Origin of the sequence: Citrobacter portucalensis (assembly GCF_002042885.1) — a bacterium.
GTDB lineage: Bacteria > Pseudomonadota > Gammaproteobacteria > Enterobacterales > Enterobacteriaceae > Citrobacter > Citrobacter portucalensis.
In genome coordinates this window covers 267,904-291,016 of record NZ_MVFY01000004.1, presented here as the reverse complement: position 1 = coordinate 291,016, position 23,113 = coordinate 267,904, and the positions used below count along the sequence as shown (strand labels likewise).

Genomic DNA, 23,113 nt, shown 5'->3' with positions numbered 1-23,113 from the left:
GTGGATTTTGTGCGGCAGGAAGGCGGCAAGTCCTGAAATCTCCAGGAGCATAGTCAACTATGTGACTGGCGTTGAGGGACGCAGCCAACGCAACGGCAGCGCAAAAGACGCAGGTATAGCATCGCATAACAAATATGGAGCACAAAAATGGCGTGGAATCAGCCCGGTAATAACGGACAAGACCGCGACCCCTGGGGAAGCAGCAAACCTGGCGGCAACCCTGAGGGAAATGGAAACAAAGGTGGTCGCGAGCAGGGACCTCCCGATCTGGACGATATCTTCCGCAAACTGAGTAAAAAGCTCGGTGGTCTGGGTGGCGGTAAAGGTACTGGCTCTGGCGGCGGTAGTTCATCGCAAGGCCCGCGTCCGCAACTGGGCGGTCGAGTCTTTACTATCGCAGCGGCCGCTATCGTCATTATCTGGGCGGCCAGCGGTTTCTATACCATTAAAGAAGCGGAACGCGGCGTGGTGACACGCTTCGGTAAATTCAGCCATTTGGTTGAACCGGGTCTGAACTGGAAACCGACCTTTGTCGACGAAGTGACACCGGTCAACGTTGAAGCCGTGCGTGAACTTGCCGCATCCGGCGTCATGCTGACCTCTGACGAAAACGTCGTGCGCGTCGAAATGAACGTACAGTACCGCGTGACCGATCCGCAGCGTTACCTGTTTAGCGTAACCAGCGCGGATGACAGTCTGCGTCAGGCTACCGACAGTGCCCTGCGTGGGGTTATCGGTAAATACACCATGGACCGTATCCTGACCGAAGGTCGTACCGTTATTCGTAGCGATACCCAACGTGAACTGGAAGAAACGATCCGTCCGTACAACATGGGTATCACCCTGCTGGACGTCAACTTCCAGGCTGCACGTCCGCCGGAAGAAGTAAAAGCCGCGTTTGACGATGCTATCGCAGCACGTGAAAACGAACAGCAGTACATCCGTGAAGCGGAAGCGTACACCAACGAAGTTCAGCCGCGTGCAAACGGTCAGGCGCAGCGTATTCTGGAAGAAGCGCGTGCGTATAAGACTCAGACAATCCTGGAAGCACAGGGTGAAGTGGCTCGCTTCGCAAAAATTCTGCCGGAATATAAAGCCGCACCGCAAATTACCCGCGAGCGTCTGTATATCGAAACCATGGAAAAAGTGCTGAGCAATACCCGCAAAGTCCTGGTTAACGATAAAGGCAGCAATTTGATGGTTCTGCCGCTGGATCAAATGCTGAAAGGTGGTAGTGCGCCAGCAGCAAAGACTGACAGCAGTTCAAACCTGCTGCGTCTGCCGCCAGCAACGACTTCCAGCACTGGAGCAAGCAACACATCGTCCACCAGTCAGGGCGATATTATGGACCAACGCCGCGCGAATGCGCAGCGTAACGACTACCAGCGTCAGGGGGAATAACGATGCGTAAGTCAGTTATTGCGATTATCATCATCGTTCTGGTAGTTCTGTTCATGTCTGTCTTTGTGGTCAAAGAAGGCGAGCGCGGTATTACTCTGCGCTTTGGTAAAGTTCTGCGTGACGATGAAAACAAGCCGCTGGTCGTTGCACCAGGCCTGCACTTCAAGATTCCGTTTATTGAATCTGTGAAGATGCTGGATGCGCGTATTCAGACCATGGACAACCAGGCCGATCGCTTTGTTACCAAAGAGAAGAAAGACCTGATCGTTGACTCCTACATCAAGTGGCGCATCAGTGACTTTAGCCGTTACTACCTGGCAACGGGCGGTGGCGATGTTTCTCAGGCGGAAGTCCTGCTGAAACGTAAGTTCTCTGACCGTCTGCGTTCTGAAATTGGTCGTCTGGACGTGAAGGACATCGTTACCGATTCCCGCGGTCGTCTGACCCTGGAAGTTCGTGACGCGCTGAACTCCGGTTCTGCTGGCACGGAAGATGAAGTGGCGACTCCGGCAGCAGATAGCGCGATTGCCGAAGCGGCTGAACGTGTTCAGGCTGAAACGAACGGTAAAGTACCGGTCATCAACCCGAACAGTATGGCGGCATTGGGCATCGAAGTGGTTGACGTGCGTATTAAGCAAATCAACCTGCCTGCTGAAGTGTCCGAGGCTATCTACAACCGTATGCGCGCTGAGCGTGAAGCGGTAGCGCGTCGCCATCGTTCACAAGGCCAGGAAGAGGCGGAAAAACTGCGTGCAACGGCTGACTATGAAGTCACTAAAACGCTGGCAGAATCTGAGCGTCAGGGCCGTATTATGCGCGGTGAAGGCGATGCAGAAGCCGCTAAGCTGTTTGCCGATGCGTTCAGTCAGGATCCGGACTTCTACGCCTTCATCCGTAGCCTGCGTGCTTACGAGAAGAGCTTTGAAGGGAATCAGGACGTAATGGTCATGAGCCCGGACAGCGATTTCTTCCGCTACATGAAGACACCAAATACCGCGACACGCTAATCGCGTTCCAGCGGTTTTAAAGCAGCAAAACCACCGGCATCTCCAGGGATGCGGTGGTTTTCTTTTTATACAAGGGCGATGGATGAATTCAACAATTTTGCTGGCGCTCGCGCTGGTTTTGGTGCTGGAAGGGCTGGGTCCGATGCTTTATCCCAGCGCATGGAAGAAAATGATCTCTGCAATGGCGCAACTTCCCGAAAATATTTTGCGTCGTTTTGGTGGGGGTCTTGTGGTTGCGGGCGTTGTGGTCTACTACATGTTGAGGAAAACGATTGGCTGAACAATAAGTAGACTAATTTGCGGATTTTCGCATGCAAAAAGTGCTGTATATCTGAAAAAGCGGTGGTAGAATCCATTTTTAAGCAAACGGTGATTTTGAAAAATGGGTAACAACGTCGTCGTACTGGGCACCCAATGGGGTGACGAAGGTAAAGGGAAGATCGTCGATCTTCTGACTGAACGGGCTAAATATGTTGTGCGCTACCAGGGTGGTCACAACGCAGGCCATACTCTCGTAATCAACGGTGAAAAAACCGTCCTCCATCTTATTCCATCAGGCATTCTTCGCGAAAACGTAATCAGCATCATCGGTAACGGTGTTGTTCTGTCTCCGTCCGCGCTGATGAAAGAAATGAAAGGATTGGAAGATCGTGGTATCCCGGTTCGCGAGCGCCTGCTGCTGTCTGAAGCTTGTCCGCTGATCCTTGATTATCACGTTGCGTTGGATAACGCTCGTGAGAAAGCGCGTGGCGAGAAAGCGATCGGTACTACCGGTCGTGGTATCGGTCCGGCTTATGAAGACAAAGTAGCTCGTCGCGGTCTGCGTGTTGGCGATCTGTTTGATAAAGCAACTTTCGCTGAAAAACTGAAAGAAGTGATGGAATATCACAACTTCCAGCTGGTGAATTTCTATAAAGTTGAAGCAGTTGACTACCAGAAAGTGCTGGATGATGTGATGGCTATCGCCGACATCCTGACCTCAATGGTTGTTGATGTTTCCGATCTGCTGGACCAGGCGCGTAAGCGTGGCGATTTCGTCATGTTTGAAGGTGCGCAGGGTACGCTGCTGGATATCGACCACGGTACCTATCCGTACGTAACGTCCTCCAACACCACCGCAGGTGGCGTGGCAACCGGCTCCGGCCTGGGCCCACGTTATGTGGACTACGTTCTGGGTATCATCAAAGCTTACTCTACTCGTGTAGGTGCGGGTCCGTTCCCGACAGAGCTGTTTGATGACGTTGGCGAGTTCCTGTGCAAACAAGGTAACGAGTATGGCGCGACCACCGGTCGTCGTCGTCGTACCGGTTGGCTGGACTCCGTTGCTGTACGCCGTGCAGTACAGATTAACTCCCTGTCTGGCTTCTGCCTGACCAAACTGGACGTACTGGACGGTTTGAAAGAGGTGAAAATCTGTGTCGCTTACCGTATGCCGGATGGCCGCGAAGTAACGACTACTCCGCTGGCAGCTGACGACTGGAAAGGTATCGAGCCGATTTACGAAACCATGCCGGGTTGGTCTGAATCCACCTTCGGCGTGAAGGAACGTAGCGGTCTGCCGCAGGCAGCGCTGAACTACATCAAGCGTATTGAAGAACTGACCGGTGTGCCGATTGATATTATCTCAACTGGCCCAGACCGTACTGAAACCATGATCCTGCGCGACCCGTTCGACGCATAATTCTGGTTATAGCGTAGCGTCAAACGGCGCTGCGCTTGCACTAATTTAGGCCGGATAAGGTGCTTTGCATCAGAATCCGGCTTAAAATCACGTAAGTTCCTCGCTTTTTTCCTTCCCGAACTGAAATAAATTAGCGACCTGGCTGGTGGCTGGTTTATCATCAATGTAATTAATACTACCAGGTTTATCCGTTTTATCCCTTTTCCTGAGGTTGATGTGCAGTTAACAAGTTTCACCGATTACGGATTACGTGCGCTAATCTACATGGCGTCACTTCCCGAAGGACGTATGACCAGTATTTCTGAGGTGACAGAAGTCTACGGCGTGTCCCGTAATCATATGGTCAAAATAATCAATCAACTTAGCCGGGCGGGCTTTGTTACTGCTATTCGAGGAAAAAATGGCGGTATCCGCCTGGGTAAACCCGCTAAGGATATTGGTATTGGTGATGTGGTTCGCGAGCTGGAACCCTTATCGTTGGTCAACTGTAGCAGCGAGTTTTGCCACATTACCCCGGCCTGTAGACTCAAACAGGCGCTTTCTAAAGCAGTGCAAAGTTTTCTCACGGAACTGGACAACTACACACTTGCTGATTTGGTTGAAAAGAATCAACCGCTTTATAAATTATTGCTGGTGGAGTAACGACTCCCGCCAGCAGCGATGATGACGGAGGAACCGACATGTCACAAGATCCTTTCCAGGAACGCGAAGCAGAAAAATACGCGAATCCTATCCCGAGCCGGGAATTTATCCTCGAACATTTAACTAAACGTGAAAAGCCGGCCAACCGCGATGAGCTGGCCGCTGAACTCAATATTGAAGGTGAAGAGCAGCAAGAAGCGCTGCGTCGTCGCCTGCGCGCGATGGAGCGTGACGGACAACTGGTCTTCACCCGTCGTCAGTGCTATGCGCTGCCGGAACGTCTCGACCTGCTGAAAGGTACCGTTATTGGCCACCGTGATGGCTACGGCTTTCTGCGCGTTGAAGGCCGCAAAGATGACCTGTATCTGTCCAGCGAGCAAATGAAAACCTGCATTCATGGCGATCAGGTGCTGGCGCAGCCGTTGGGCGCGGACCGTAAAGGTCGCCGCGAAGCGCGTATTGTGCGCGTACTGGTGCCGAAAACCAGCCAGATTGTCGGTCGCTACTTCACCGACGCTGGTGTTGGGTTTGTCGTCCCAGACGACAGCCGCCTGAGCTTCGATATTCTGATCCCGCCGGAAGAGGTAATGGGCGCTCGTATGGGCTTTGTGGTCGTCGTTGAACTGACCCAGCGTCCGACTCGCCGCACCAAAGCGGTGGGCAAAATTGTTGAAGTGCTGGGCGATAACATGGGAACCAGCATGGCCGTGGATATGGCCCTGCGTACTCATGAAATCCCATATATCTGGCCTCAGGCGGTTGAGAAACAGGTCGCCGGGCTGAAAGAAGAAGTGCCGGAAGAGGCGAAAGTAGGACGTGTCGATCTGCGCTCCCTGCCGCTGGTGACTATCGATGGCGAAGATGCGCGCGACTTCGACGATGCGGTCTACTGCGAGAAGAAACGCGGCGGTGGTTGGCGTTTATGGGTGGCGATTGCTGACGTAAGCTATTACGTTCGCCCGCCGACTCCGCTGGACCAGGAAGCGCGTAGCCGTGGCACATCCGTTTACTTCCCGTCGCAGGTAGTTCCGATGCTGCCGGAAGTGCTGTCTAACGGATTGTGTTCACTCAACCCGCAGGTGGACCGGTTGTGTATGGTCTGTGAAATGACCATTTCGTCGAAAGGCCGCTTAACTGGCTTTAAATTCTACGAAGCGGTCATGAGCTCCCATGCGCGTCTGACCTACACCAAGGTCTGGCATATGCTGCAAGGCGACCAGGAGCTGCGTGAGCAGTACGCACCGTTGGTTAAACACATTGAAGAGCTGCATAACCTCTACAAAGTGCTGGATAAGGCCCGTGAAGAGCGTGGCGGTATCTCGTTTGAAAGTGAAGAGGCGAAGTTTATCTTCAATGCTGAACGCCGTATTGAGCGTATCGAGCAGACGCAGCGTAACGACGCACACAAGCTGATTGAAGAGTGCATGATCATGGCGAACATCTCAGCGGCGCGATTCGTTGAGAAAGCCAAAGAGCCAGCGCTGTTCCGTATTCACGATAAGCCGACGACCGAAGCGATTAACTCGTTCCGTTCCGTCCTGGCAGAGCTGGGGCTGGAGCTGCCTGGTGGCAACAAACCTGAGCCGCGTGATTACGCTGAACTGCTGGAGTCGATTGCTGACCGTCCTGACGCAGAAATGCTGCAAACCATGCTGCTGCGTTCGATGAAGCAGGCGATTTACGATCCGGAAAACCGTGGTCACTTTGGTCTGGCGCTGCAATCTTATGCACACTTTACTTCACCGATCCGTCGTTACCCGGATCTCTCCTTGCACCGGGCGATTAAGTATCTGCTGGCGCAGGAGCAGGGCCATAAGGGCAACACAACGGAAACCGGTGGCTACCATTATTCGATGGAAGAGATGCTGCAACTGGGTCAGCACTGTTCGATGGCCGAGCGCCGTGCTGATGAAGCCACGCGCGATGTCTCTGACTGGCTGAAGTGCGACTTCATGCTGGACCAGGTGGGTAATGTCTTCAAAGGCGTGATTGCCAGCGTGACCGGATTTGGTTTCTTTGTCCGTCTCGATGAACTGTTTATCGATGGTCTGGTGCATGTCTCCTCTCTGGATAACGACTACTATCGTTTCGACCAGGTTGGGCAGCGCCTGACGGGGGAATCCAGCGGCCAGATGTATCGCCTGGGCGATCGCGTGGAAGTTCGCGTGGAAGCAGTCAACATGGACGAGCGTAAGATCGACTTCAGCTTGATCTCCAGCGAACGTGCGCCGCGTAATGAAGGTAAAACCGCGCGCGAAAAAGCCAAAAAAGGCGATGCGGGTAAAAATACCGGTAAACGTCGTCAGATGGGCAAAAAGGTGAATTTCGAGCCGGACAGCGCTTTCCGCGGCGAGAAGAAAGGCAGAGCCAAACCTCAGGCGGATAAGAATGCGGCTGAGAAGAAAGGCGATAAAAAAGCGAAAAAGCCCTCGGCAAAAACGCTTAAAATTGCTGCCGCCACTAAAGCTAAACGTGCGGCGAAAAAGAAAGTCGCACAATAACAGCCATAGACTGTAAGTCGGGCAACCTTCGCGTTGCCCGGCGTTACGCATAAACTATTAACGAGTACATTCATGAGTGAAATGATTTACGGCATCCATGCGGTGCAGGCCCTGCTGGAACGTGCGCCTGAGCGCTTCCAGGACGTCTTTATTCTCAAAGGTCGTGAAGATAAACGCCTGCTGCCGCTGATCCACGCACTGGAAGCACAGGGTGTTGTCATTCAACTGGCTAACCGTCAGTTTCTGGATGAGAAAAGCGAGGGTGCGGTACATCAGGGGATTATTGCTCGCGTGAAGCCTGGCCGTCAGTATCAGGAAAACGATCTGCCGGATCTGATTGCTACGCTCGATCAGCCGTTCTTTTTGATCCTCGATGGCGTCACCGATCCGCATAACCTGGGCGCATGCCTGCGTAGCGCCGATGCCGCTGGCGTACATGCTGTAATCGTACCGAAGGATCGTTCCGCACAGTTGAATGCGACGGCGAAAAAAGTGGCCTGTGGTGCGGCAGAAAGCGTACCGCTGATCCGCGTCACCAACCTGGCGCGCACCATGCGTATGCTGCAGGAAGAGAATATCTGGATCGTCGGAACCGCAGGTGAAGCCGACCATACTCTCTATCAGAGCAAAATGACCGGTCGTCTGGCGCTGGTGATGGGCGCAGAGGGTGAAGGTATGCGCCGTCTGACTCGCGAACACTGTGACGAACTGATCAGCATCCCGATGGCAGGGAGCGTTTCGTCATTGAACGTTTCAGTTGCGACGGGCATCTGCCTGTTTGAAGCCGTCCGCCAGCGCGGCTAATTCATTCTCTATGTCTCTTAAGCCATCCCTCGGGATGGCTTTTTTGTGACCTGAATCCCAGGCACTCTATTGTCTGGCTGACCATACTTAAAGCGACGGCCATTGACGGAGGGAGACACAATGCACTGGCAAACGCATACCGTTTTTAACCAACCTGTACCGCTCAATAACAGTAACTTATATTTGTCCGATGGCGCGCTGTGCGAAGCGGTTATCCGCGAAGGCGCTGGCTGGGACAGCGATCTTCTTGCCAGTATTGGTCAGCAGCTAGGGACTGCCGAGTCGCTCGAACTGGGGCGTCTGGCCAATGCTTTTCCACCTGAACTGTTGCGCTACGACCCGCAGGGGCAGCGGCTGGATGATGTGCGTTTTCATCCTGCCTGGCATTTGCTGATGCAGGGATTGTGCGCCAACCGCGTACATAATCTGGCCTGGGAAGAAGATGCGAGGCAGGGAACATTTGTTGCCCGGGCGGCGCGTTACATGCTGCATGCGCAGGTTGAAGCAGGTACGTTGTGTCCGGTGACCATGACTTTTGCCGCCACGCCGCTGTTACTTCAAATGTTACCCGCCCCCTTTCACGACTGGCTTACGCCGCTGCTAAGCGACCGTTATGACTCGCATTTACTGCCAGGTGGGCAAAAGCGTGGGCTGCTTATTGGCATGGGCATGACCGAGAAGCAGGGTGGTTCAGATGTGCTGAGCAATACCACTCAGGCAGAACGTCTTGCTGACGGCTCGTATCGGCTGGTGGGACATAAGTGGTTTTTCTCCGTGCCGCAAAGCGATGCCCATTTAGTGCTGGCCCAGGCTAAGGGGGGATTATCCTGCTTTTTTGTGCCGCGATTTTTACCTGACGGGCAGCGTAATGCTATCCGTCTTGAGAGATTGAAAGATAAGTTAGGCAACCGCTCCAACGCCAGCTGCGAGGTTGAATTCCACGATGCGATTGGCTGGCTATTGGGTGACGAAGGGGAAGGTATACGCCATATCCTGAAAATGGGGGGGATGACGCGTTTTGACTGTGCGCTCGGTAGTCACGGTATGATGCGGCGTGCTTTTTCCGTCGCGATTTACCATGCGCACCAGCGGCAGGTCTTTGGCAAGCCATTGATTGAACAGCCGATGATGCGTCAAGTGTTAGGTCGGATGGCGCTCCAACTGGAAGGTCAAACGGCGTTACTGTTTCGACTGGCGCGGGCCTGGGACCGCCGTGCTGATGCTAAAGAAGCGCTGTGGGCCAGATTGTTCACACCAGCGGCGAAATTCTCCGTTTGCAAAAGCGGTATGCCATTTGTGGCAGAGGCGATGGAAGTGCTGGGTGGGATTGGCTATTGCGAGGAGAGCGAGCTGCCGCGTTTGTATCGTGAAATGCCGGTAAACAGTATCTGGGAAGGCTCTGGCAACATTATGTGCCTTGATGTGTTGCGGGTACTGACCAAACAACCCGGCATATACGAGATGCTCAGTGAAGCCTTTGCGGAAGTCAAAGGGCAAGACCGACATTACGATCGAATGGTGCGTCAGCTCCAGCAGCGTTTACGTAAACCCAGCGAGGCATTGGGGCGGGAGATTACGCAGCAGCTTTTCCAGCTTGGTTGCGGAGCGCAGATGTTGCGCTATGCCTCTCCACCAGTGGCGCAGGCCTGGTGCCAAATGATGCTTGATACGCGGGGGGGACTACGATTGTCTGAGCAGGTGCTGAATGATTTGCTTCTGCGGGCAACGGGGGGATTACGGTAATAATATGCCTGATGGCGACGCTTTCGCGTCTTATCATGTCTACAGTTCACTGTAGCTCAGATAAGTTTACGCCATCCGGCAATGTGTTAAGCATAGAGTATGGCCTGTACGCGCCAGTTGTCGGGCTGCTGATCTTCGTACATTTGAATGATCCGATACCATGAGGCACCTTGTTCATCCGCTTTTAACGCGACAACACGTTCTACATCCTGCGGATTTCCTGCAATGTTACTGACAGATATCTGGCCAATTTCGTTCAGGCCAGTAACACAGTCAGCACTGGCGAATTCGGCAGACTGCGCCGTAGTACCTACCAGTCCGGCAGAAAGCAGCAGTGAGGATAAGGCAAGTGATTGTTTCATCGTCAGCTCCATTATTCGTACCCCTACACACGGCAGGGCATTCCATCGCGATAATAAACCTCAAGCTTCCTGCTGTTGGTTTATTGTGCACAGGTAAACGCATAGGGGCGCAAAGCAATGTAAAGCTGACTAAATTTCAACCCAATGTTATTTACGATACAAAATAGCCTGTGAATACCATTGGCCTGTCACGATGGTTTCATCCACTAATAAAACCACGTAGTAATCAGCTTTAGCCGCGGCGGCTTTGGCACGGATCTCTGCCAGCGCATCATCCGGAGAGCCTCTTACCAGTGCGCTAACCGTCCCTAATCGCTGTAACCCATTACTCTGGTCACGGCGGATCTCCTGCGGGTGGTCGGCAACGGGCGGTGCGGGTTGCGGCGTTCCCTGTAGCACGCTACAGGCGCTTAAAAACATAACCAACAACACAGAGGCAAACCGACGCATAACTCTATCTCGTTTCCTGATAGCCATAGTGTAGTGCCTTATTAATTTCCCTTTAGGGGAATGTTCCCGAATTGTTATCTCTCACGCGATTTTCGAATGAAAATGTTGCGAAAGCGTAACCCAGTTCTCAACATTATGAATCATTGCCGAACACATTCGCTTGCGTTAAGTATTGCTGCATGGCATACCAGAAAGAAAGAGGCGACAAATGATCGAAATTGAAACACGACGGCTAGCTGGTATCCCTGTCCTGCACGCCGTTCCGGCTGGCAAACGCGAATGTTCACTCCCTTGTATTATCTTCTATCACGGGTTTACATCTTCAAGTCTGGTTTACAGCTATTTTGCCGTTGCGCTGGCTCAGGCCGGGTTCCGCGTCGTCATGCCAGATGCGCCTGACCACGGTGCCCGCTTCAAAGGTGATGCTCAGGGGCGAATGTTCCGCTTCTGGCATATTTTGCAGCAAAATATGCAGGAGTTTGCGACGTTACGTGCGGCGCTGGTGGCGGAAAATTGGCTTTCAGATGAGCGGCTTGCCGTCGGTGGGGCGTCAATGGGGGGAATGACAGCATTGGGCATAATGGCGCGCCATCCTGAGGTTAAATGTGTAGCCAGCCTGATGGGTTCAGGCTATTTTACCCGGCTTGCGCAGACGCTTTTTCCCCCTTTACTGGTTCAGACCCCAGAGCAGCAGGCGGAATTTGATGCCGTTATCGCCCCGCTTGCCGAATGGGATGTTACGCATCAGTTACCACGCCTCGCTGACAGGCCGTTGCTGCTGTGGCATGGACAGGATGATGATGTTGTACCCGCTGTTGAAACCTTCCGCTTACAGCAAGCGCTGATTCAGGCAGGTTTGGACAACAATCTGACCTGCCTGTGGGAAGCGGGCGTACGACATCGCATCACGCCAGAAGCGTTGGCCGCAACAGTGACGTTTTTCCGCCAGCACCTTTAAACGCGCATAATGCTCACGCCCTGGGCTTCAAGCTGTTGCAGAATCTCAGGGTTTGCATTTTTGCCAGTAATCAGCATGTCGATTTGGTCGGCGCGACTGAACAGCATTCCCGCACGTTCACCGACTTTACTGCTATCGACCAGTACCACCAGTTTGCCCACCACGTTAAGCATCTTCTGCTCGGCCATCGCGGTCAGCATATCGGTTTTATACAGTCCGTCCGCGGTCAACCCTTTGCCACTGGTGAACATCCAGTGCCCGGCATACAGGCTATTTTCACTGCCTTGCGGGCTAAGCGTGATGGATTGGCTTTTGTTATATTGCCCTCCCATGATGATCACGCTGTCATGCTCCTGGTCGATCAGATAGTTCGCCAGCGGCAGATAATTAGTGATGATCTGCACCGGCTTGCCGCACATTTCGCGACCCAGCAGAAAGGCTGTCGATCCGCAGTTGATCACCACGCTTTCACCCGCATTCACAAGCTGGGATGCCGCCTTGGCAATGCGAACTTTTTCATCGTGGTTCTGTGCCTGGTGCAGATTCATTGGCGTCCAGCGCGGTCGCTGCTGGGTAATAGCTTCTGCGCCATTGCGGACTTTCTTGAGTTTGCCGCTTTCATCGAGTTTGTTGATATCCCGGCGTGCTGTGGCGGGTGAAATCCCCAGACGCTCAATCACGTTCTCAACGGTAACAAAGCCCAACTGCGCCAGCATATCCAGCAATATTTGATGTCTTTGTGCTTCAGTCATGAGCTATTCCGATACAAATTGATTTGAAAAGATGATATTTGAAATAGCCTGGAAATACTAAAGTAAATGGGAAAAAATGCCGGGATGGCCCGGCATTTTGTGTGGATCACAAGAACGATTTAAATGGTAAATCCGGTTCAATCGTGAAGCAGTCGTCAAAGCCGCGCGGATAGTGATATTCAAAGTTATCTTTGTCCAGCGGCCAGGTGAACTTGCCACCCACCTGCCAGATAAAAGGCTTAAAGCCATACTTCAGCCGATCCTTTTTCATCTCCCACAGTACGCGGATCTCCTGAGGATCGGCCTGGAAGTTTGACCAGATATCGTGATGGAAAGGGATCACCACTTTTGTATTCAGGGCCTCCGCCATACGCAGCATGTCGGAACTGGTCATTTTGTCCGTAATACCCCGTGGGTTCTCGCCGTAGGATCCGAGCGCGACGTCGATCTGGTGCTCATTGCCATGCTTTGCATAGTAGTTGGAGTAGTGTGAATCACCGCTGTGATAAAGCGTACCGCCCGGCGTTTTGAACAGATAGTTTACGGCGCGGGCATCCATACCATCCGGCAGCACACCTGCCGCTTTTTGATCGGCAGGAAGCGTGATCAATGCCGTACGATCAAACGCATCAAGCGCGTGAATTTCAATATCTTTCACTTTCACCACATCGCCAGGTTTTACCACGATGCAGCGCTCTTTTGGTACACCCCAACCGATCCACAGATCCACACAAGTCTGCGGTCCAATAAACGGCACGTCGTCGGCACAGTTCTGCATGACGGCTGCCGCAACATTTACGTCAATGTGATCGTTATGATCGTGCGTGGCCAGCACCGCATCGATCTGACGAATGGCAAACGGATCAAGAACAAACGGCGTGGTACGCAGGTTTGGCTGCAGTTTCTTCACGCCCGCCATGCGTTGCATCTGGTGACCGGTTTTCATCAGCGGGTTACCGTGACTCTGTTTACCCGTACCGCACCAGAAATCGACGCAGACGTTAGTCCCGCCTTCAGACTTTAGCCAAATTCCGGTACAGCCAAGCCACCACATAGCGAAAGTGCCAGGTGCGACCTGTTCCTGCTCGATCTCTTCATTGAGCCAGCTTCCCCACTCCGGGAATGTGCTCAGAATCCATGATTCACGCGTGATGCTTTTTACTTTACTCATCGCAATTACCTTCATGTTTGTTCAAGTTGAATCAAATGATGATTTGTTTTGATTGATACTGACATCATTTTCTCAAGAAGGCAATGCGCTGATTTTTGGTGTTGAATGGGAAAATGTGAACAAATTACAACGTGACAAGATGGTTTATATGAAATGTATTTTTGTATTTTATTGTTTTAAATGAATTTATTTTGACGTGTATGGATTTGAAGTAAATCCACTCTGCAAGTAAGAGAATTATTTGCGTACTTCATCACATTTAATCAAATTCAATCTTGTTGTGATTACTTTTGAAAATTAGAGTGAGGGCACAACATCCTGGGCATCTGTAATGAATGTTCAGCAACTTCGTCTACTGGAGATCGTTATGGAGATCCTCTACAACATCTTTACCGTCTTTTTTAATCAGGTCATGACCAATGCACCGTTGCTGTTGGGTATTGTGACCTGCCTCGGCTATATCCTGTTGCGTAAAAGTGTCAGCGTCATTATCAAAGGCACGATCAAAACGATTATCGGTTTTATGTTATTGCAGGCAGGGTCGGGCATTCTGACCAGCACGTTTAAACCGGTGGTGGCGAAGATGTCTGAGGTTTACGGTATCAATGGCGCGATCTCCGATACCTATGCCTCCATGATGGCAACCATCGAACGAATGGGTGATGCCTACAGTTGGGTAGGGTACGCCGTACTGTTAGCGCTGGCGCTGAACATTTGTTACGTACTGCTACGGCGTATTACCGGTATTCGAACCATCATGCTGACTGGGCACATCATGTTCCAGCAGGCGGGGCTGATTGCTGTCTCTTTCTACATCTTTGGTTACCCGATGTGGACCACCATCATCTGTACCGCGGTGCTGGTGTCGCTCTACTGGGGGATTACCTCCAATATGATGTACAAACCGACGCAGGAAGTGACCGACGGCTGCGGTTTTTCCATCGGTCACCAGCAGCAGTTCGCCTCATGGATTGCTTACAAAGTCGCGCCGTATCTGGGTAAGAAAGAGGAGAGCGTAGAAGATCTCAAGCTGCCAGGCTGGCTGAATATCTTCCATGACAACATCGTTTCCACCGCGATTGTGATGACCATCTTTTTCGGGGCGATCCTGCTCTCTTTCGGCATAGATGTGGTTCAGGCGATGGCGGGTAAAACCCACTGGACGGTCTATATCCTGCAAACCGGTTTTTCGTTTGCTGTCGCTATCTTCATCATCACCCAGGGCGTACGTATGTTCGTTGCTGAACTTTCAGAAGCGTTCAACGGTATCTCTCAACGTCTGATCCCCGGGGCGGTGTTGGCTATCGACTGCGCAGCGATTTACAGCTTTGCCCCCAACGCGGTGGTCTGGGGTTTTATGTGGGGCACCATCGGTCAACTGATTGCGGTAGGTATTCTGGTTGCCTGCGGCTCTTCCATCCTGATTATCCCAGGCTTTATCCCGATGTTCTTCTCGAACGCCACTATCGGCGTATTTGCTAACCACTTTGGCGGCTGGCGCGCGGCGCTCAAGATTTGCCTGGTGATGGGGATGATCGAAATCTTCGGCTGCGTCTGGGCGGTTAAGCTCACCGGTATGAGCGCCTGGATGGGCATGGCGGACTGGTCAATTCTGGCACCGCCGATGATGCAAGGCTTTGCCTCCATCGGCATCGTGTTTATGGCCGTCATTATTTTGATTGCACTGGCTTATATGTTTTTCGCAGGACGCACGTTGCGCGCTGAGGAAGACGCAGAAAAACAACTGGCAGAACACTCTGCTTAATAAGGAGTTCCGATTATGACCGTACGTATTCTGGCTGTATGTGGCAATGGGCAGGGCAGTTCCATGATCATGAAAATGAAGGTGGACCAGTTTTTAACCCAGTCAAATATTGACCATACGGTAAACAGCTGCGCCGTGGGTGAATACAAAAGTGAACTGAGCGGCGCGGATATCATCATCGCCTCTACGCATATCGCCGGTGAGATTACCGTTTCTGGCAATAAATATGTCGTTGGCGTACGCAACATGCTGTCTCCTGCCGATTTTGGACCAAAACTGCTGGAAGTGATCAAAGCGCATTTCCCACAGGACGTGAAGTAAGGGGGCGGCATATGAAATTACGTGACTCGCTGGCAGACAATAATTCCATCCTTTTGCAAGCCGAGGCCAGTACCTGGCAGGAAGCGGTAAAGCTTGGCGTGGATCTGCTGGTTAAGGCTGATGTGGTTGAACCACGCTACTACCAGGCCATCCTTGATGGCGTTGAGCAGTTTGGCCCGTACTTTGTGATTGCGCCAGGCCTGGCGATGCCGCACGGCCGTCCGGAGGAAGGGGTCAAGAAAACCGGTTTTGCGCTGGTGACGCTGAAAACGCCGCTGGTGTTTAACCACGAAGATAACGACCCGGTCGATATTCTGATAACGATGGCGGCAGTTGACGCCAACACGCATCAGGAAGTGGGCATCATGCAGATCGTGAATCTCTTTGATGACGAAGCCAATTTTGACCGTTTACGCGCCTGCCGCACCGCGCAGGAAGTGTTGGATTTAATTGATAACGCCACTGCGGCGGCTGTTTAAAAGGATACCAAAATGTCATTACCTATGTTGCAGGTTGCGCTGGATAACCAATCAATGTCTTCCGCGTATGAAACGACGCGTCTGATTGCCGAAGAGGTCGATATCATTGAGGTGGGCACCATTCTTTGCGTGGCAGAGGGCGTGCGCGCCGTTCGCGATCTGAAGGCGCTTTACCCGCATAAAATTGTGCTGGCGGACGCCAAAATTGCCGATGCGGGAAAAATCCTCTCCCGCATGTGTTTCGAAGCCAACGCTGACTGGGTCACCGTCATCTGCTGTGCGGATATCAACACCACCAAGGGGGCACTGGAGGTGGCGAAAGAATTTAACGGTGATGTACAGATTGAACTGACGGGTTACTGGACCTGGGAGCAGGCGCAAGAGTGGCGTGACGCGGGCATTGGGCAAGTTGTGTATCACCGCAGCCGTGATGCGCAGGCAGCAGGTGTGGCGTGGGGAGAGGCGGATATCAGCGCGATCAAACGCCTGTCCGAGATGGGCTTTAAAGTCACCGTCACCGGCGGTCTGGCGCTGGAAGATCTGCCGCTGTTCCAGGGAATTCCGATTCACGTATTTATTGCCGGTCGCAGCATTCGCGATGCCGCCTCTCCGGTGGAAGCGGCCCGTCAGTTCAAACGTTCTATCGCCCAGCTGTGGGGATAAGGAGCGACTATGTTGTCGAAACAGGTCCCGCTCGGTATTTATGAAAAGGCACTCCCCGGCGGGGAGTGCTGGCTGGAGCGCTTGCAGCTGGCGAAGGAACTGGGCTTTGACTTTGTCGAAATGTCGGTTGATGAAACCGACGCTCGCCTGGCGCGTCTTGACTGGAACCGCGAGCAGCGACTGGCGCTGGTGGCCGCTATCGCCGAGACAGGGATACGGGTACCGTCCATGTGCCTGAGCGCTCATCGTCGTTTCCCGCTTGGCAGTGAAGATGATGCGGTGCGCGAACAGGGGCTGGAGATCATGCGTAAAGCCATTCAGTTTGCGCAGGATATCGGTATTCGCGTTATTCAACTGGCGGGTTACGACGTTTATTACCAGCAGGCCAATAACGAAACGCGTCGTCGGTTTCGCGATGGGCTGAAAGAAAGCGTAGAGATGGCGAGCCGTGCACAGGTGACGCTGGCGATGGAAATCATGGATTATCCACTGATGAATTCGATCAGTAAGGCGCTGGGATACGCCCACTATCTCAACAATCCGTGGTTCCAGCTGTATCCCGATATCGGCAATTTGTCGGCGTGGGACAACGACGTGCAGATGGAGCTGCAGGCGGGAATGGGCCATATCGTTGCCGTACACGTGAAAGATACCAAACCCGGCGTATTCAAAAATGTGCCGTTTGGTGAAGGGGTTGTCGATTTCGAACGTTGTTTTGCGACGCTCAAACAGAGTGGGTATTGCGGGCCATACCTGATTGAGATGTGGAGTGAAACGTCGGACGATCCGGCTCGTGAAGTGGCGAAGGCGCGCGACTGGGTGAAAGCGCGTATGGCCAGCGCCGGTCTGGTGGAGGTGGTGTAATGCAAAAACTCAAACAGCAGGTTTTTGAGGCTAATATGGATCTGCCGCGCTACGGGCTGGTGACGTTTACCTGGGGTAATGTCAGCGCCATCGACCGCGAACGCGGGATGGTGGTGATTAAGCCCAGCGGCGTCGACTACCAGACAATGACAGTGGACGACATGGTGGTTGTGGATCTGCACGGCAACGTGGTGGAAGGACGCTATCGTCCTTCTTCCGATACCGCCACCCATCTGGCGCTGTATCGTCGCTATTCCTCTCTTGGCGGCGTGGTGCATACCCACTCAACCCACGCGACGGCATGGGCGCAGGCAGGTCTGGCAATTCCTGCGCTAGGCACGACGCATGCGGACTACTTCTTTGGTGATATCCCCTGCACCCGGGCGTTAACTGAAGCGGAAGTTCAGGATGAGTATGAGCTGAATACCGGCAGGGTGATTGTTGAAACGCTGGGGGAGGTGGAACCTTTGCATACGCCAGGCGTAGTGGTGTACCAACATGGCCCGTTTGCCTGGGGCAAAGACGCTCATGACGCGGTACATAACGCGGTGGTGATGGAAGAGGTGGCAAAAATGGCATGGATTGCGCGTGGCATTAATCCGGCACTCAGCGCTATCGACAGTTATCTGATGAATAAGCACTTCATGCGTAAGCACGGCCCAAATGCCTATTACGGGCAGAAGTAGGAAAAAACGTTCCGGAGCCAACTCTTCATGGGGATGAGATCGGTCTGGCTTCGGGATTGTTTTGCAAAAAAAGCCCCCAGTGAAGGGGGCAAGTCAAACTGTGGCAATGTTCTCGTTGGTTATTTCTGGTGTTAACGATAAATATCTGCACTGGCGTGCATATTTCCGTTACTACCGGGTTCCCTGGTGAGGATCACGTGGTAGTAGGTTGCGCCTTGCGCATCGGTCTCTTCATTCAGGGCCTGAGTGGCTTCACTTTCAGTGGCGAAGTTATGATTTATGTAAATGACGCCTAAGCTCTGCACATCATCCATGTTCCTGGCCTGATGGTTATCAATTTTGATGGCTGCCGTTGCATTTGCACTGAGCAAAAGCACAGCCAGAAGGGTCAAAACACGGGCTCGCATATGTACCTCCTCGACTGCGGTCTCTGGTTGCCTCTCTCCTGTGAGTGATTAACTTCTGATGTAATTTTAACCGCTACCAGCGCAGTCGATAGCGACCATTTCTGATGCAGTTGTTCAAAAAATTACCGCATAACCATCTTTTCTTTAATTAACAGTCTGCTGGTGTATACCGCTGCGGTGAAAAAATACCTGCCTTTCGCGCATAAGCTCTTACCAAATAGTCAATTTAATCGGGTGAGTACGCCGTTTATAGTGAGCCGGATAATTAATATAACTTTATGATAATAAGGCAAAAACTTATGGATACTTCATTCATGGATTTCAGCTATTTCGTGGTTATGTTTATGGTCGCGCTGGTGGCTGGCTTTATTAACGTGGTGTCGGGTGGTGGTGGATTTCTCTCTATTGGCGCACTCTTAATTTCTGGTTTACCCCCGGCTAATGCGCTGGCAACCAATAAAATTCAGGCTCTGGGTAGCTCGCTGACCTCCGGAATTTACTTTTTACGCCGAGGACATATCAACGTGCAGGAGCACAAGTATGTGTTTTTATCTGCCTTTATCGGTTCTGCGCTGGGAACGACGCTTATCCAGTTCATTGAACCGGAACTGCTGAAGAAACTGCTCCCAATCCTGATTATCGCAGTCGCCATTTACTTTATTTTTGCGCCAAACCTTAGCGAACCGAAAAGAAAGCAGCAGGTATCCCTGTTTCTCTTCTCGTTGATCGGTGGGGGATGTATTGGTTTTTATGATGGCTTTCTCGGGGCTGGGGCAGGTTCCTTTTATACCCTCAGCTATATTCTGCTGTGGGGATACAGTATTGATAAAGCGCAAATCCACTCGAATTTTATTAACCTGGCGTCGAACATCGCCTCGATTTTGTTCTTCATTTTCGGCGGTAAAATGATCTGGTCGCTGGGTTTGGTGATGTTTGCAGGGCAATCCCTTGGCGCACGTCTTGGTGCGACAGTCGTACTGACGCGCGGTAAGAAAGTCATCCGACCCATGATTGTCATTGTCTCCATTTGTATCAGCATCAAAATGCTGCTGGATATGTATTAATGGCAACATGATAAATAATCGTACAAGCACCTTGAGTTTACCTGCTGACCCCAGTATTATGACGCGTCATTTTTCAGCCGACCTTTAACACGTTCCTTGCCTCCATGGGCCTCGGCTGACCCAGACAGGAGGCTGAATAATCCGTAAGGAGCAATTCGATGCGTCATTACGAAATCGTTTTTATGGTCCATCCTGACCAGAGCGAACAGGTTCCGGGTATGATCGAACGCTACACTGCTGCCATCACTGGTGCAGAAGGCACGATCCACCGTCTGGAAGACTGGGGCCGCCGTCAGCTGGCTTACCCGATCAACAAACTGCACAAAGCTCACTACGTTCTGATGAACGTTGAAGCGCCGCAGGAAGTGATCGATGAGCTGGAAACTACCTTCCGCTTCAACGATGCCGTTATCCGCAGCATGGTTATGCGTACTAAACACGCTGTTACCGAAGCATCTCCGATGGTTAAAGCGAAAGACGAGCGTCGTGAACGTCGCGATGATTTCGCTAACGAAACCGCAGATGATGCTGAAGCTGGGGATTCTGAAGAGTAATTTCTGATGACCAACCGTCTGGCGTTGTCCGGCACTGTGTGCAGGGCCCCCCTTCGAAAGGTCAGTCCATCAGGAATTCCTCATTGCCAGTTCGTGCTTGAGCATCGTTCTGTGCAGGAGGAAGCCGGGTTTCACCGGCAGGCGTGGTGCCAAATGCCCGTTATTATTAGCGGACACGAAAACCAGGCCATTACTCACAGTATAACGGTCGGTAGCGCAGTGACCGTTCAGGGGTTCATCTCTTGCCACAAGGCAAAGAACGGCCTGAGCAAAATGGTTCTGCATGCCGAGCAGATTGAATTGATAGATTCTGGAGACTAGCCATATGGCACGTTATTTCCGTCGTCGCAAGTTCTGCCGTTTCACCGCGGAAGGCGTTCAAGAGATCGACTATAAAGATATCGCTACGCTGAAAAACTACATCACCGAAAGCGGTAAGATTGTCCCAAGCCGTATCACCGGTACCCGTGCAAAATACCAGCGTCAGCTGGCTCGCGCTATCAAACGCGCTCGCTACCTGTCCCTGCTGCCGTACACTGATCGTCATCAGTAATCGGTCACGGTCCATTAATACGACTTTGAGAGGATAAGGTAATGCAAGTTATTCTGCTTGATAAAGTAGCAAACCTGGGTAGCCTGGGTGATCAGGTTAACGTTAAAGCGGGCTATGCTCGTAACTTCCTGGTACCACAGGGTAAAGCTGTTCCTGCTACCAAGAAAAACGTTGAATTTTTCGAAGCGCGTCGCGCTGAGCTGGAAGCTAAACTGGCTGACGTTCTGTCCGCTGCTGAAGCTCGTGCTGAGAAAATCAACGCACTGGAAACCGTAACCATCGCGTCTAAAGCTGGCGACGAAGGTAAACTGTTCGGTTCCATCGGTACTCGCGACATCGCTGACGCTGTAACTGCAGCTGGCGTTGAAGTAGCTAAGAGCGAAGTTCGTCTGCCGAACGGCGTTCTGCGTACCACTGGCGAGCACGAAGTGAGCTTCCAGGTTCACAGCGAAGTGTTTGCTAAGCTGACTGTAAACGTAGTTGCAGAATAAGTTTTTATTCTGATGACCGCGTAAAAGCGCCGGCCCTGTGCCGGCGTTTTGCTTTTCTGTTCCCCCGCTTTTCTCTCTGGCTATTCTTTATCCTTTTCGGGATAATCACAAAAATAAAACATTATTTCAAAGTGGTGATGGAATGGAACCAACGCACCAACCTCTGTTTGCGCGTAAAAATGTTGTCTACCTGAGCGCAGCGTTCTGCTGTCTGTTGTGGGGGAGCGCCTATCCGGCGATCAAAAGCGGATATGAGATCTTCCAGATTGCCACGGATGACATTCCCTCAAAGATTGTCTTTGCCGGATATCGCTTTCTGTTTGCGGGATTATTGCTGCTACTGCTGGCGGTAGCGCAGCGTAAACCGATTGGCCGGTTAAGCCCGCGTCAGTACGGCCAACTCACGCTGTTGGGGCTAACGCAAACCTCGCTGCAATACATCTTCTTTTACATTGGCCTGGCGTTCACGACGGGAGTGAAAGGGTCCATCATGAATGCGACCGGGACCTTCTTCAGCGTGCTGCTGGCCCATTTTATCTACCATAATGACAAACTGAGCTACAACAAAGCGCTGGGCTGTATTCTCGGCTTTGCTGGGGTGATGGTAGTGAACTTTAGCAGCGGACTGGATTTTAGCTTCAGCCTGTTAGGAGACGGCTCAGTAGTGATGGCGGCCTTTATTCTCTCTGCTGCCACGCTATATGGAAAACGTATTTCTCAGACGGTGGACCCGACAGTAATGACAGGGTACCAGTTGGGCGGTGGCGGTCTGGCGTTGGTTATCGGCGGCTACGCTTTTGGCGGCACGCTAACCGTACACGGTGCGTCTTCGGTGGCGATTCTCGGCTACCTGACGTTACTCTCTTCGGTCGCTTTCGCCTTGTGGAGTATTCTGCTCAAACATAATCGCGTGGGGATGATTGCGCCGTTTAACTTCCTGATCCCAGTTTCGGGAGCAGTGCTGTCGGCAATATTCCTCGGTGAAAACATTCTCGAATGGAAATATGCGGTGGCGCTGGTGCTGGTCTGTTCGGGGATCTGGTGGGTGAACAAGGTGAAACGCTGACGTTTCACCTTGATGCCTGATGGCGCTATCGCTTATCAGGCCTGGAATCGCGGGGTCACAGCGCTTAACGGGCGCGGATAAAACTGCCGTTAGGCTGGCGGGTAAACAGTACCTGCTGACCATTCCCGGTATCAATGGTTAATCCCGTCACCACGCCATTGGCATTCTGCCTGATCTGTATCATCTGACCGTCTTTCAGATTGCTCAGTGGTTTTCCGGCGCCTTCAACCTGTGCCATCGCATACACATCGGTTGGCGGGAGGTTATGGTCACGGAATACCTGCGCCAGCGTTTTACCTGAGTCTACGCGGTAGGAGCGCCACTGCTGGTCAATTCCGCTATCCTGTTGGAAAGGTTGTGTCTGCGACTGAGATTGCTGGACCTGAGGCTGGGCATCAGGTTCTCCTTCCTGGATTGGCTCTGGCGCAACCGGAGCGACCTGGCCGGGATCATTTTGCGGCGGGACAAGCTGTGCCTGCAGCTGAGCCTCGGTCGGTGGCTGCGACTGTGACTGTAAATCCAGCTGGGCAGTACGCGTCACCATAGGGGTATCGCTGGTGTCACTGGAAGGGAGCAGGAAACCTATCACCAACACAATAGCAGCAATAATAATGCCGCGGCGGTGCATAGGCGGTAGCGGGTCCATAATGCGAAAATTGTCCGGTGCATGCCAGATTTTCGCCAGGGTTGGTTTTAATTCAAAGCGCCCGGGCATGGCTTTCCTCCTG

General features: G+C 52.3%; 27 protein-coding genes. 21 read left to right on the top strand and 6 right to left on the bottom strand.

What is annotated here, in order from left to right; all coding sequences use genetic code 11:
* The first annotated feature begins 147 nt into the window (after positions 1–147).
* The 8 genes from hflK to BZK40_RS08455 all read left to right on the top strand — a co-directional run bounded on the left by hflK (position 148) and on the right by BZK40_RS08455 (position 9,779).
* The gene (gene hflK / locus BZK40_RS08490; RefSeq protein WP_008786005.1) at positions 148–1,401 is read left to right on the top strand and encodes an FtsH protease activity modulator HflK; all 1,254 of its coding nucleotides are present in this window, start codon (positions 148–150) and stop codon (positions 1,399–1,401) included.
* 2 nt (positions 1,402–1,403) lie between these two features.
* Positions 1,404–2,408 (top strand): protease modulator HflC, encoded by a 1,005-nt coding sequence (hflC, locus tag BZK40_RS08485; RefSeq protein ID WP_003830491.1) that lies wholly within the window; start codon positions 1,404–1,406, stop codon positions 2,406–2,408.
* Between the two features lie 82 nt (positions 2,409–2,490).
* The gene (locus BZK40_RS08480; RefSeq protein ID WP_003025602.1) at positions 2,491–2,688 is read left to right on the top strand and encodes a DUF2065 domain-containing protein; all 198 of its coding nucleotides are present in this window, start codon (positions 2,491–2,493) and stop codon (positions 2,686–2,688) included.
* A gap of 102 nt (positions 2,689–2,790) precedes the next feature.
* Positions 2,791–4,089: an adenylosuccinate synthase gene (gene purA, locus BZK40_RS08475; protein ID WP_003025606.1), complete on the top strand. Its 1,299-nt coding sequence runs from the start codon at positions 2,791–2,793 to the stop codon at positions 4,087–4,089.
* Between the two features lie 216 nt (positions 4,090–4,305).
* On the top strand, positions 4,306–4,731 hold the full coding sequence (gene nsrR / locus BZK40_RS08470; RefSeq protein WP_003830485.1) for a nitric oxide-sensing transcriptional repressor NsrR: 426 nt from the start codon (positions 4,306–4,308) through the stop codon (positions 4,729–4,731).
* A 38-nt stretch (positions 4,732–4,769) separates the two neighbouring features.
* Complete coding sequence (gene rnr, locus BZK40_RS08465) at positions 4,770–7,232, top strand: ribonuclease R (RefSeq protein WP_048215088.1); 2,463 nt, start codon at positions 4,770–4,772, stop codon at positions 7,230–7,232.
* 72 nt (positions 7,233–7,304) lie between these two features.
* Positions 7,305–8,036, top strand: a complete 732-nt coding sequence (gene rlmB / locus BZK40_RS08460) for a 23S rRNA (guanosine(2251)-2'-O)-methyltransferase RlmB (RefSeq protein WP_003830482.1) — start codon at positions 7,305–7,307, stop codon at positions 8,034–8,036.
* A 120-nt stretch (positions 8,037–8,156) separates the two neighbouring features.
* Positions 8,157–9,779 (top strand): isovaleryl-CoA dehydrogenase, encoded by a 1,623-nt coding sequence (locus BZK40_RS08455; protein ID WP_079934475.1) that lies wholly within the window; start codon positions 8,157–8,159, stop codon positions 9,777–9,779.
* An 86-nt stretch (positions 9,780–9,865) separates the two neighbouring features.
* On the opposite strand, the gene yjfN is transcribed toward BZK40_RS08455, so the two are convergent.
* Both yjfN and bsmA read right to left on the bottom strand, forming a co-directional pair.
* Positions 9,866–10,141: a DUF1471 family protease activator YjfN gene (gene yjfN, locus BZK40_RS08450; RefSeq protein ID WP_003830465.1), complete on the bottom strand. Its 276-nt coding sequence runs from the start codon at positions 10,139–10,141 to the stop codon at positions 9,866–9,868.
* A 147-nt stretch (positions 10,142–10,288) separates the two neighbouring features.
* Positions 10,289–10,618, bottom strand: a complete 330-nt coding sequence (gene bsmA, locus BZK40_RS08445) for a biofilm peroxide resistance protein BsmA (protein WP_008786010.1) — start codon at positions 10,616–10,618, stop codon at positions 10,289–10,291.
* Between the two features lie 181 nt (positions 10,619–10,799).
* On the opposite strand from bsmA, the gene yjfP reads away from it, so the two are divergent.
* Complete coding sequence (gene yjfP / locus BZK40_RS08440; RefSeq protein ID WP_071446746.1) at positions 10,800–11,549, top strand: esterase; 750 nt, start codon at positions 10,800–10,802, stop codon at positions 11,547–11,549.
* Here the strand turns inward: yjfP and ulaR are convergent.
* Entirely contained in the window at positions 11,546–12,301 is a 756-nt protein-coding gene (gene ulaR / locus BZK40_RS08435; RefSeq protein WP_003025646.1) for an HTH-type transcriptional regulator UlaR, read from the bottom strand. The two genes, yjfP and ulaR, sit on opposite strands and share 4 nt — an antisense overlap.
* A 106-nt stretch (positions 12,302–12,407) precedes the next feature.
* Positions 12,408–13,472 carry an L-ascorbate 6-phosphate lactonase gene (gene ulaG / locus BZK40_RS08430; protein WP_003025649.1) on the bottom strand — a complete coding sequence of 355 codons (1,065 nt, stop codon included), beginning with the start codon at positions 13,470–13,472 and terminating at the stop codon, positions 12,408–12,410.
* 367 nt (positions 13,473–13,839) lie between these two features.
* Here ulaG and ulaA point away from each other — a divergent pair, with 367 nt between their 5' ends.
* Genes ulaA through BZK40_RS08400 form a run of 6 tightly spaced genes read left to right on the top strand, consistent with a single transcriptional unit; the run spans position 13,840 to position 18,250 of the window.
* On the top strand, positions 13,840–15,237 hold the full coding sequence (ulaA, locus tag BZK40_RS08425; protein ID WP_003830456.1) for a PTS ascorbate transporter subunit IIC: 1,398 nt from the start codon (positions 13,840–13,842) through the stop codon (positions 15,235–15,237).
* 15 nt (positions 15,238–15,252) lie between these two features.
* Entirely contained in the window at positions 15,253–15,558 is a 306-nt protein-coding gene (gene ulaB, locus BZK40_RS08420) for a PTS ascorbate transporter subunit IIB (RefSeq protein ID WP_003025655.1), read from the top strand.
* Between the two features lie 11 nt (positions 15,559–15,569).
* Positions 15,570–16,037, top strand: a complete 468-nt coding sequence (gene ulaC, locus BZK40_RS08415) for a PTS ascorbate transporter subunit IIA (protein ID WP_006686330.1) — start codon at positions 15,570–15,572, stop codon at positions 16,035–16,037.
* A gap of 12 nt (positions 16,038–16,049) precedes the next feature.
* Positions 16,050–16,700, top strand: a complete 651-nt coding sequence (gene ulaD, locus BZK40_RS08410) for a 3-keto-L-gulonate-6-phosphate decarboxylase UlaD (protein WP_003025660.1) — start codon at positions 16,050–16,052, stop codon at positions 16,698–16,700.
* Positions 16,701–16,709: 9 nt separating this feature from the next.
* Positions 16,710–17,564: an L-ribulose-5-phosphate 3-epimerase gene (locus BZK40_RS08405; protein ID WP_079934474.1), complete on the top strand. Its 855-nt coding sequence runs from the start codon at positions 16,710–16,712 to the stop codon at positions 17,562–17,564.
* Positions 17,564–18,250 (top strand): L-ribulose-5-phosphate 4-epimerase, encoded by a 687-nt coding sequence (locus BZK40_RS08400; protein WP_020996261.1) that lies wholly within the window; start codon positions 17,564–17,566, stop codon positions 18,248–18,250. The genes BZK40_RS08405 and BZK40_RS08400 overlap by 1 nt, the downstream gene beginning before the upstream one ends.
* A gap of 131 nt (positions 18,251–18,381) precedes the next feature.
* Here the strand turns inward: BZK40_RS08400 and yjfY are convergent, their stop codons facing one another.
* Positions 18,382–18,657, bottom strand: a complete 276-nt coding sequence (gene yjfY / locus BZK40_RS08395; RefSeq protein ID WP_003025668.1) for a DUF1471 family protein YjfY — start codon at positions 18,655–18,657, stop codon at positions 18,382–18,384.
* Positions 18,658–18,956: 299 nt separating this feature from the next.
* On the opposite strand from yjfY, the gene BZK40_RS08390 reads away from it, so the two are divergent.
* From BZK40_RS08390 to BZK40_RS08365, 6 genes are all read left to right on the top strand, one after another.
* Entirely contained in the window at positions 18,957–19,721 is a 765-nt protein-coding gene (locus tag BZK40_RS08390; protein ID WP_003830447.1) for a TSUP family transporter, read from the top strand.
* A gap of 158 nt (positions 19,722–19,879) precedes the next feature.
* Complete coding sequence (gene rpsF / locus BZK40_RS08385; RefSeq protein ID WP_003025672.1) at positions 19,880–20,275, top strand: 30S ribosomal protein S6; 396 nt, start codon at positions 19,880–19,882, stop codon at positions 20,273–20,275.
* Between the two features lie 6 nt (positions 20,276–20,281).
* Complete coding sequence (priB, locus tag BZK40_RS08380; RefSeq protein ID WP_003025674.1) at positions 20,282–20,596, top strand: primosomal replication protein N; 315 nt, start codon at positions 20,282–20,284, stop codon at positions 20,594–20,596.
* Between the two features lie 4 nt (positions 20,597–20,600).
* Complete coding sequence (gene rpsR / locus BZK40_RS08375; protein ID WP_000135199.1) at positions 20,601–20,828, top strand: 30S ribosomal protein S18; 228 nt, start codon at positions 20,601–20,603, stop codon at positions 20,826–20,828.
* 41 nt (positions 20,829–20,869) lie between these two features.
* A complete protein-coding gene (rplI, locus tag BZK40_RS08370) occupies positions 20,870–21,319 on the top strand; it encodes a 50S ribosomal protein L9 (RefSeq protein ID WP_003025676.1) in 450 nt (149 codons plus the stop codon).
* A 142-nt stretch (positions 21,320–21,461) separates the two neighbouring features.
* Entirely contained in the window at positions 21,462–22,385 is a 924-nt protein-coding gene (locus BZK40_RS08365) for a DMT family transporter (protein WP_079934473.1), read from the top strand.
* Positions 22,386–22,449: 64 nt separating this feature from the next.
* Here BZK40_RS08365 and BZK40_RS08360 read toward each other — a convergent pair whose 3' ends face one another.
* The gene (locus BZK40_RS08360) at positions 22,450–23,100 is read right to left on the bottom strand and encodes a LysM-like peptidoglycan-binding domain-containing protein (protein WP_079934472.1); all 651 of its coding nucleotides are present in this window, start codon (positions 23,098–23,100) and stop codon (positions 22,450–22,452) included.
* Positions 23,101–23,113 lie beyond the last annotated feature (13 nt).

Coding starts and splice junctions, on each gene's coding strand:
- ulaR (WP_003025646.1), bottom strand. CDS start 12,301: ATGACTGAAGCACAAAGACATCAAATATTGCTGGATATGCTGGCGCAG.
- priB (WP_003025674.1), top strand. CDS start 20,282: ATGACCAACCGTCTGGCGTTGTCCGGCACTGTGTGCAGGGCCCCCCTT.
- ulaB (WP_003025655.1), top strand. CDS start 15,253: ATGACCGTACGTATTCTGGCTGTATGTGGCAATGGGCAGGGCAGTTCC.
- rlmB (WP_003830482.1), top strand. CDS start 7,305: ATGAGTGAAATGATTTACGGCATCCATGCGGTGCAGGCCCTGCTGGAA.
- rplI (WP_003025676.1), top strand. CDS start 20,870: ATGCAAGTTATTCTGCTTGATAAAGTAGCAAACCTGGGTAGCCTGGGT.
- hflC (WP_003830491.1), top strand. CDS start 1,404: ATGCGTAAGTCAGTTATTGCGATTATCATCATCGTTCTGGTAGTTCTG.
- rnr (WP_048215088.1), top strand. CDS start 4,770: ATGTCACAAGATCCTTTCCAGGAACGCGAAGCAGAAAAATACGCGAAT.
- yjfP (WP_071446746.1), top strand. CDS start 10,800: ATGATCGAAATTGAAACACGACGGCTAGCTGGTATCCCTGTCCTGCAC.
- BZK40_RS08390 (WP_003830447.1), top strand. CDS start 18,957: ATGGATACTTCATTCATGGATTTCAGCTATTTCGTGGTTATGTTTATG.
- rpsF (WP_003025672.1), top strand. CDS start 19,880: ATGCGTCATTACGAAATCGTTTTTATGGTCCATCCTGACCAGAGCGAA.
- BZK40_RS08360 (WP_079934472.1), bottom strand. CDS start 23,100: ATGCCCGGGCGCTTTGAATTAAAACCAACCCTGGCGAAAATCTGGCAT.
- rpsR (WP_000135199.1), top strand. CDS start 20,601: ATGGCACGTTATTTCCGTCGTCGCAAGTTCTGCCGTTTCACCGCGGAA.
- ulaA (WP_003830456.1), top strand. CDS start 13,840: ATGGAGATCCTCTACAACATCTTTACCGTCTTTTTTAATCAGGTCATG.
- BZK40_RS08455 (WP_079934475.1), top strand. CDS start 8,157: ATGCACTGGCAAACGCATACCGTTTTTAACCAACCTGTACCGCTCAAT.
- ulaC (WP_006686330.1), top strand. CDS start 15,570: ATGAAATTACGTGACTCGCTGGCAGACAATAATTCCATCCTTTTGCAA.
- ulaG (WP_003025649.1), bottom strand. CDS start 13,472: ATGAGTAAAGTAAAAAGCATCACGCGTGAATCATGGATTCTGAGCACA.
- purA (WP_003025606.1), top strand. CDS start 2,791: ATGGGTAACAACGTCGTCGTACTGGGCACCCAATGGGGTGACGAAGGT.
- BZK40_RS08365 (WP_079934473.1), top strand. CDS start 21,462: ATGGAACCAACGCACCAACCTCTGTTTGCGCGTAAAAATGTTGTCTAC.
- yjfY (WP_003025668.1), bottom strand. CDS start 18,657: ATGCGAGCCCGTGTTTTGACCCTTCTGGCTGTGCTTTTGCTCAGTGCA.
- BZK40_RS08405 (WP_079934474.1), top strand. CDS start 16,710: ATGTTGTCGAAACAGGTCCCGCTCGGTATTTATGAAAAGGCACTCCCC.
- yjfN (WP_003830465.1), bottom strand. CDS start 10,141: ATGAAACAATCACTTGCCTTATCCTCACTGCTGCTTTCTGCCGGACTG.
- BZK40_RS08400 (WP_020996261.1), top strand. CDS start 17,564: ATGCAAAAACTCAAACAGCAGGTTTTTGAGGCTAATATGGATCTGCCG.
- BZK40_RS08480 (WP_003025602.1), top strand. CDS start 2,491: ATGAATTCAACAATTTTGCTGGCGCTCGCGCTGGTTTTGGTGCTGGAA.
- ulaD (WP_003025660.1), top strand. CDS start 16,050: ATGTCATTACCTATGTTGCAGGTTGCGCTGGATAACCAATCAATGTCT.
- hflK (WP_008786005.1), top strand. CDS start 148: ATGGCGTGGAATCAGCCCGGTAATAACGGACAAGACCGCGACCCCTGG.
- bsmA (WP_008786010.1), bottom strand. CDS start 10,618: ATGGCTATCAGGAAACGAGATAGAGTTATGCGTCGGTTTGCCTCTGTG.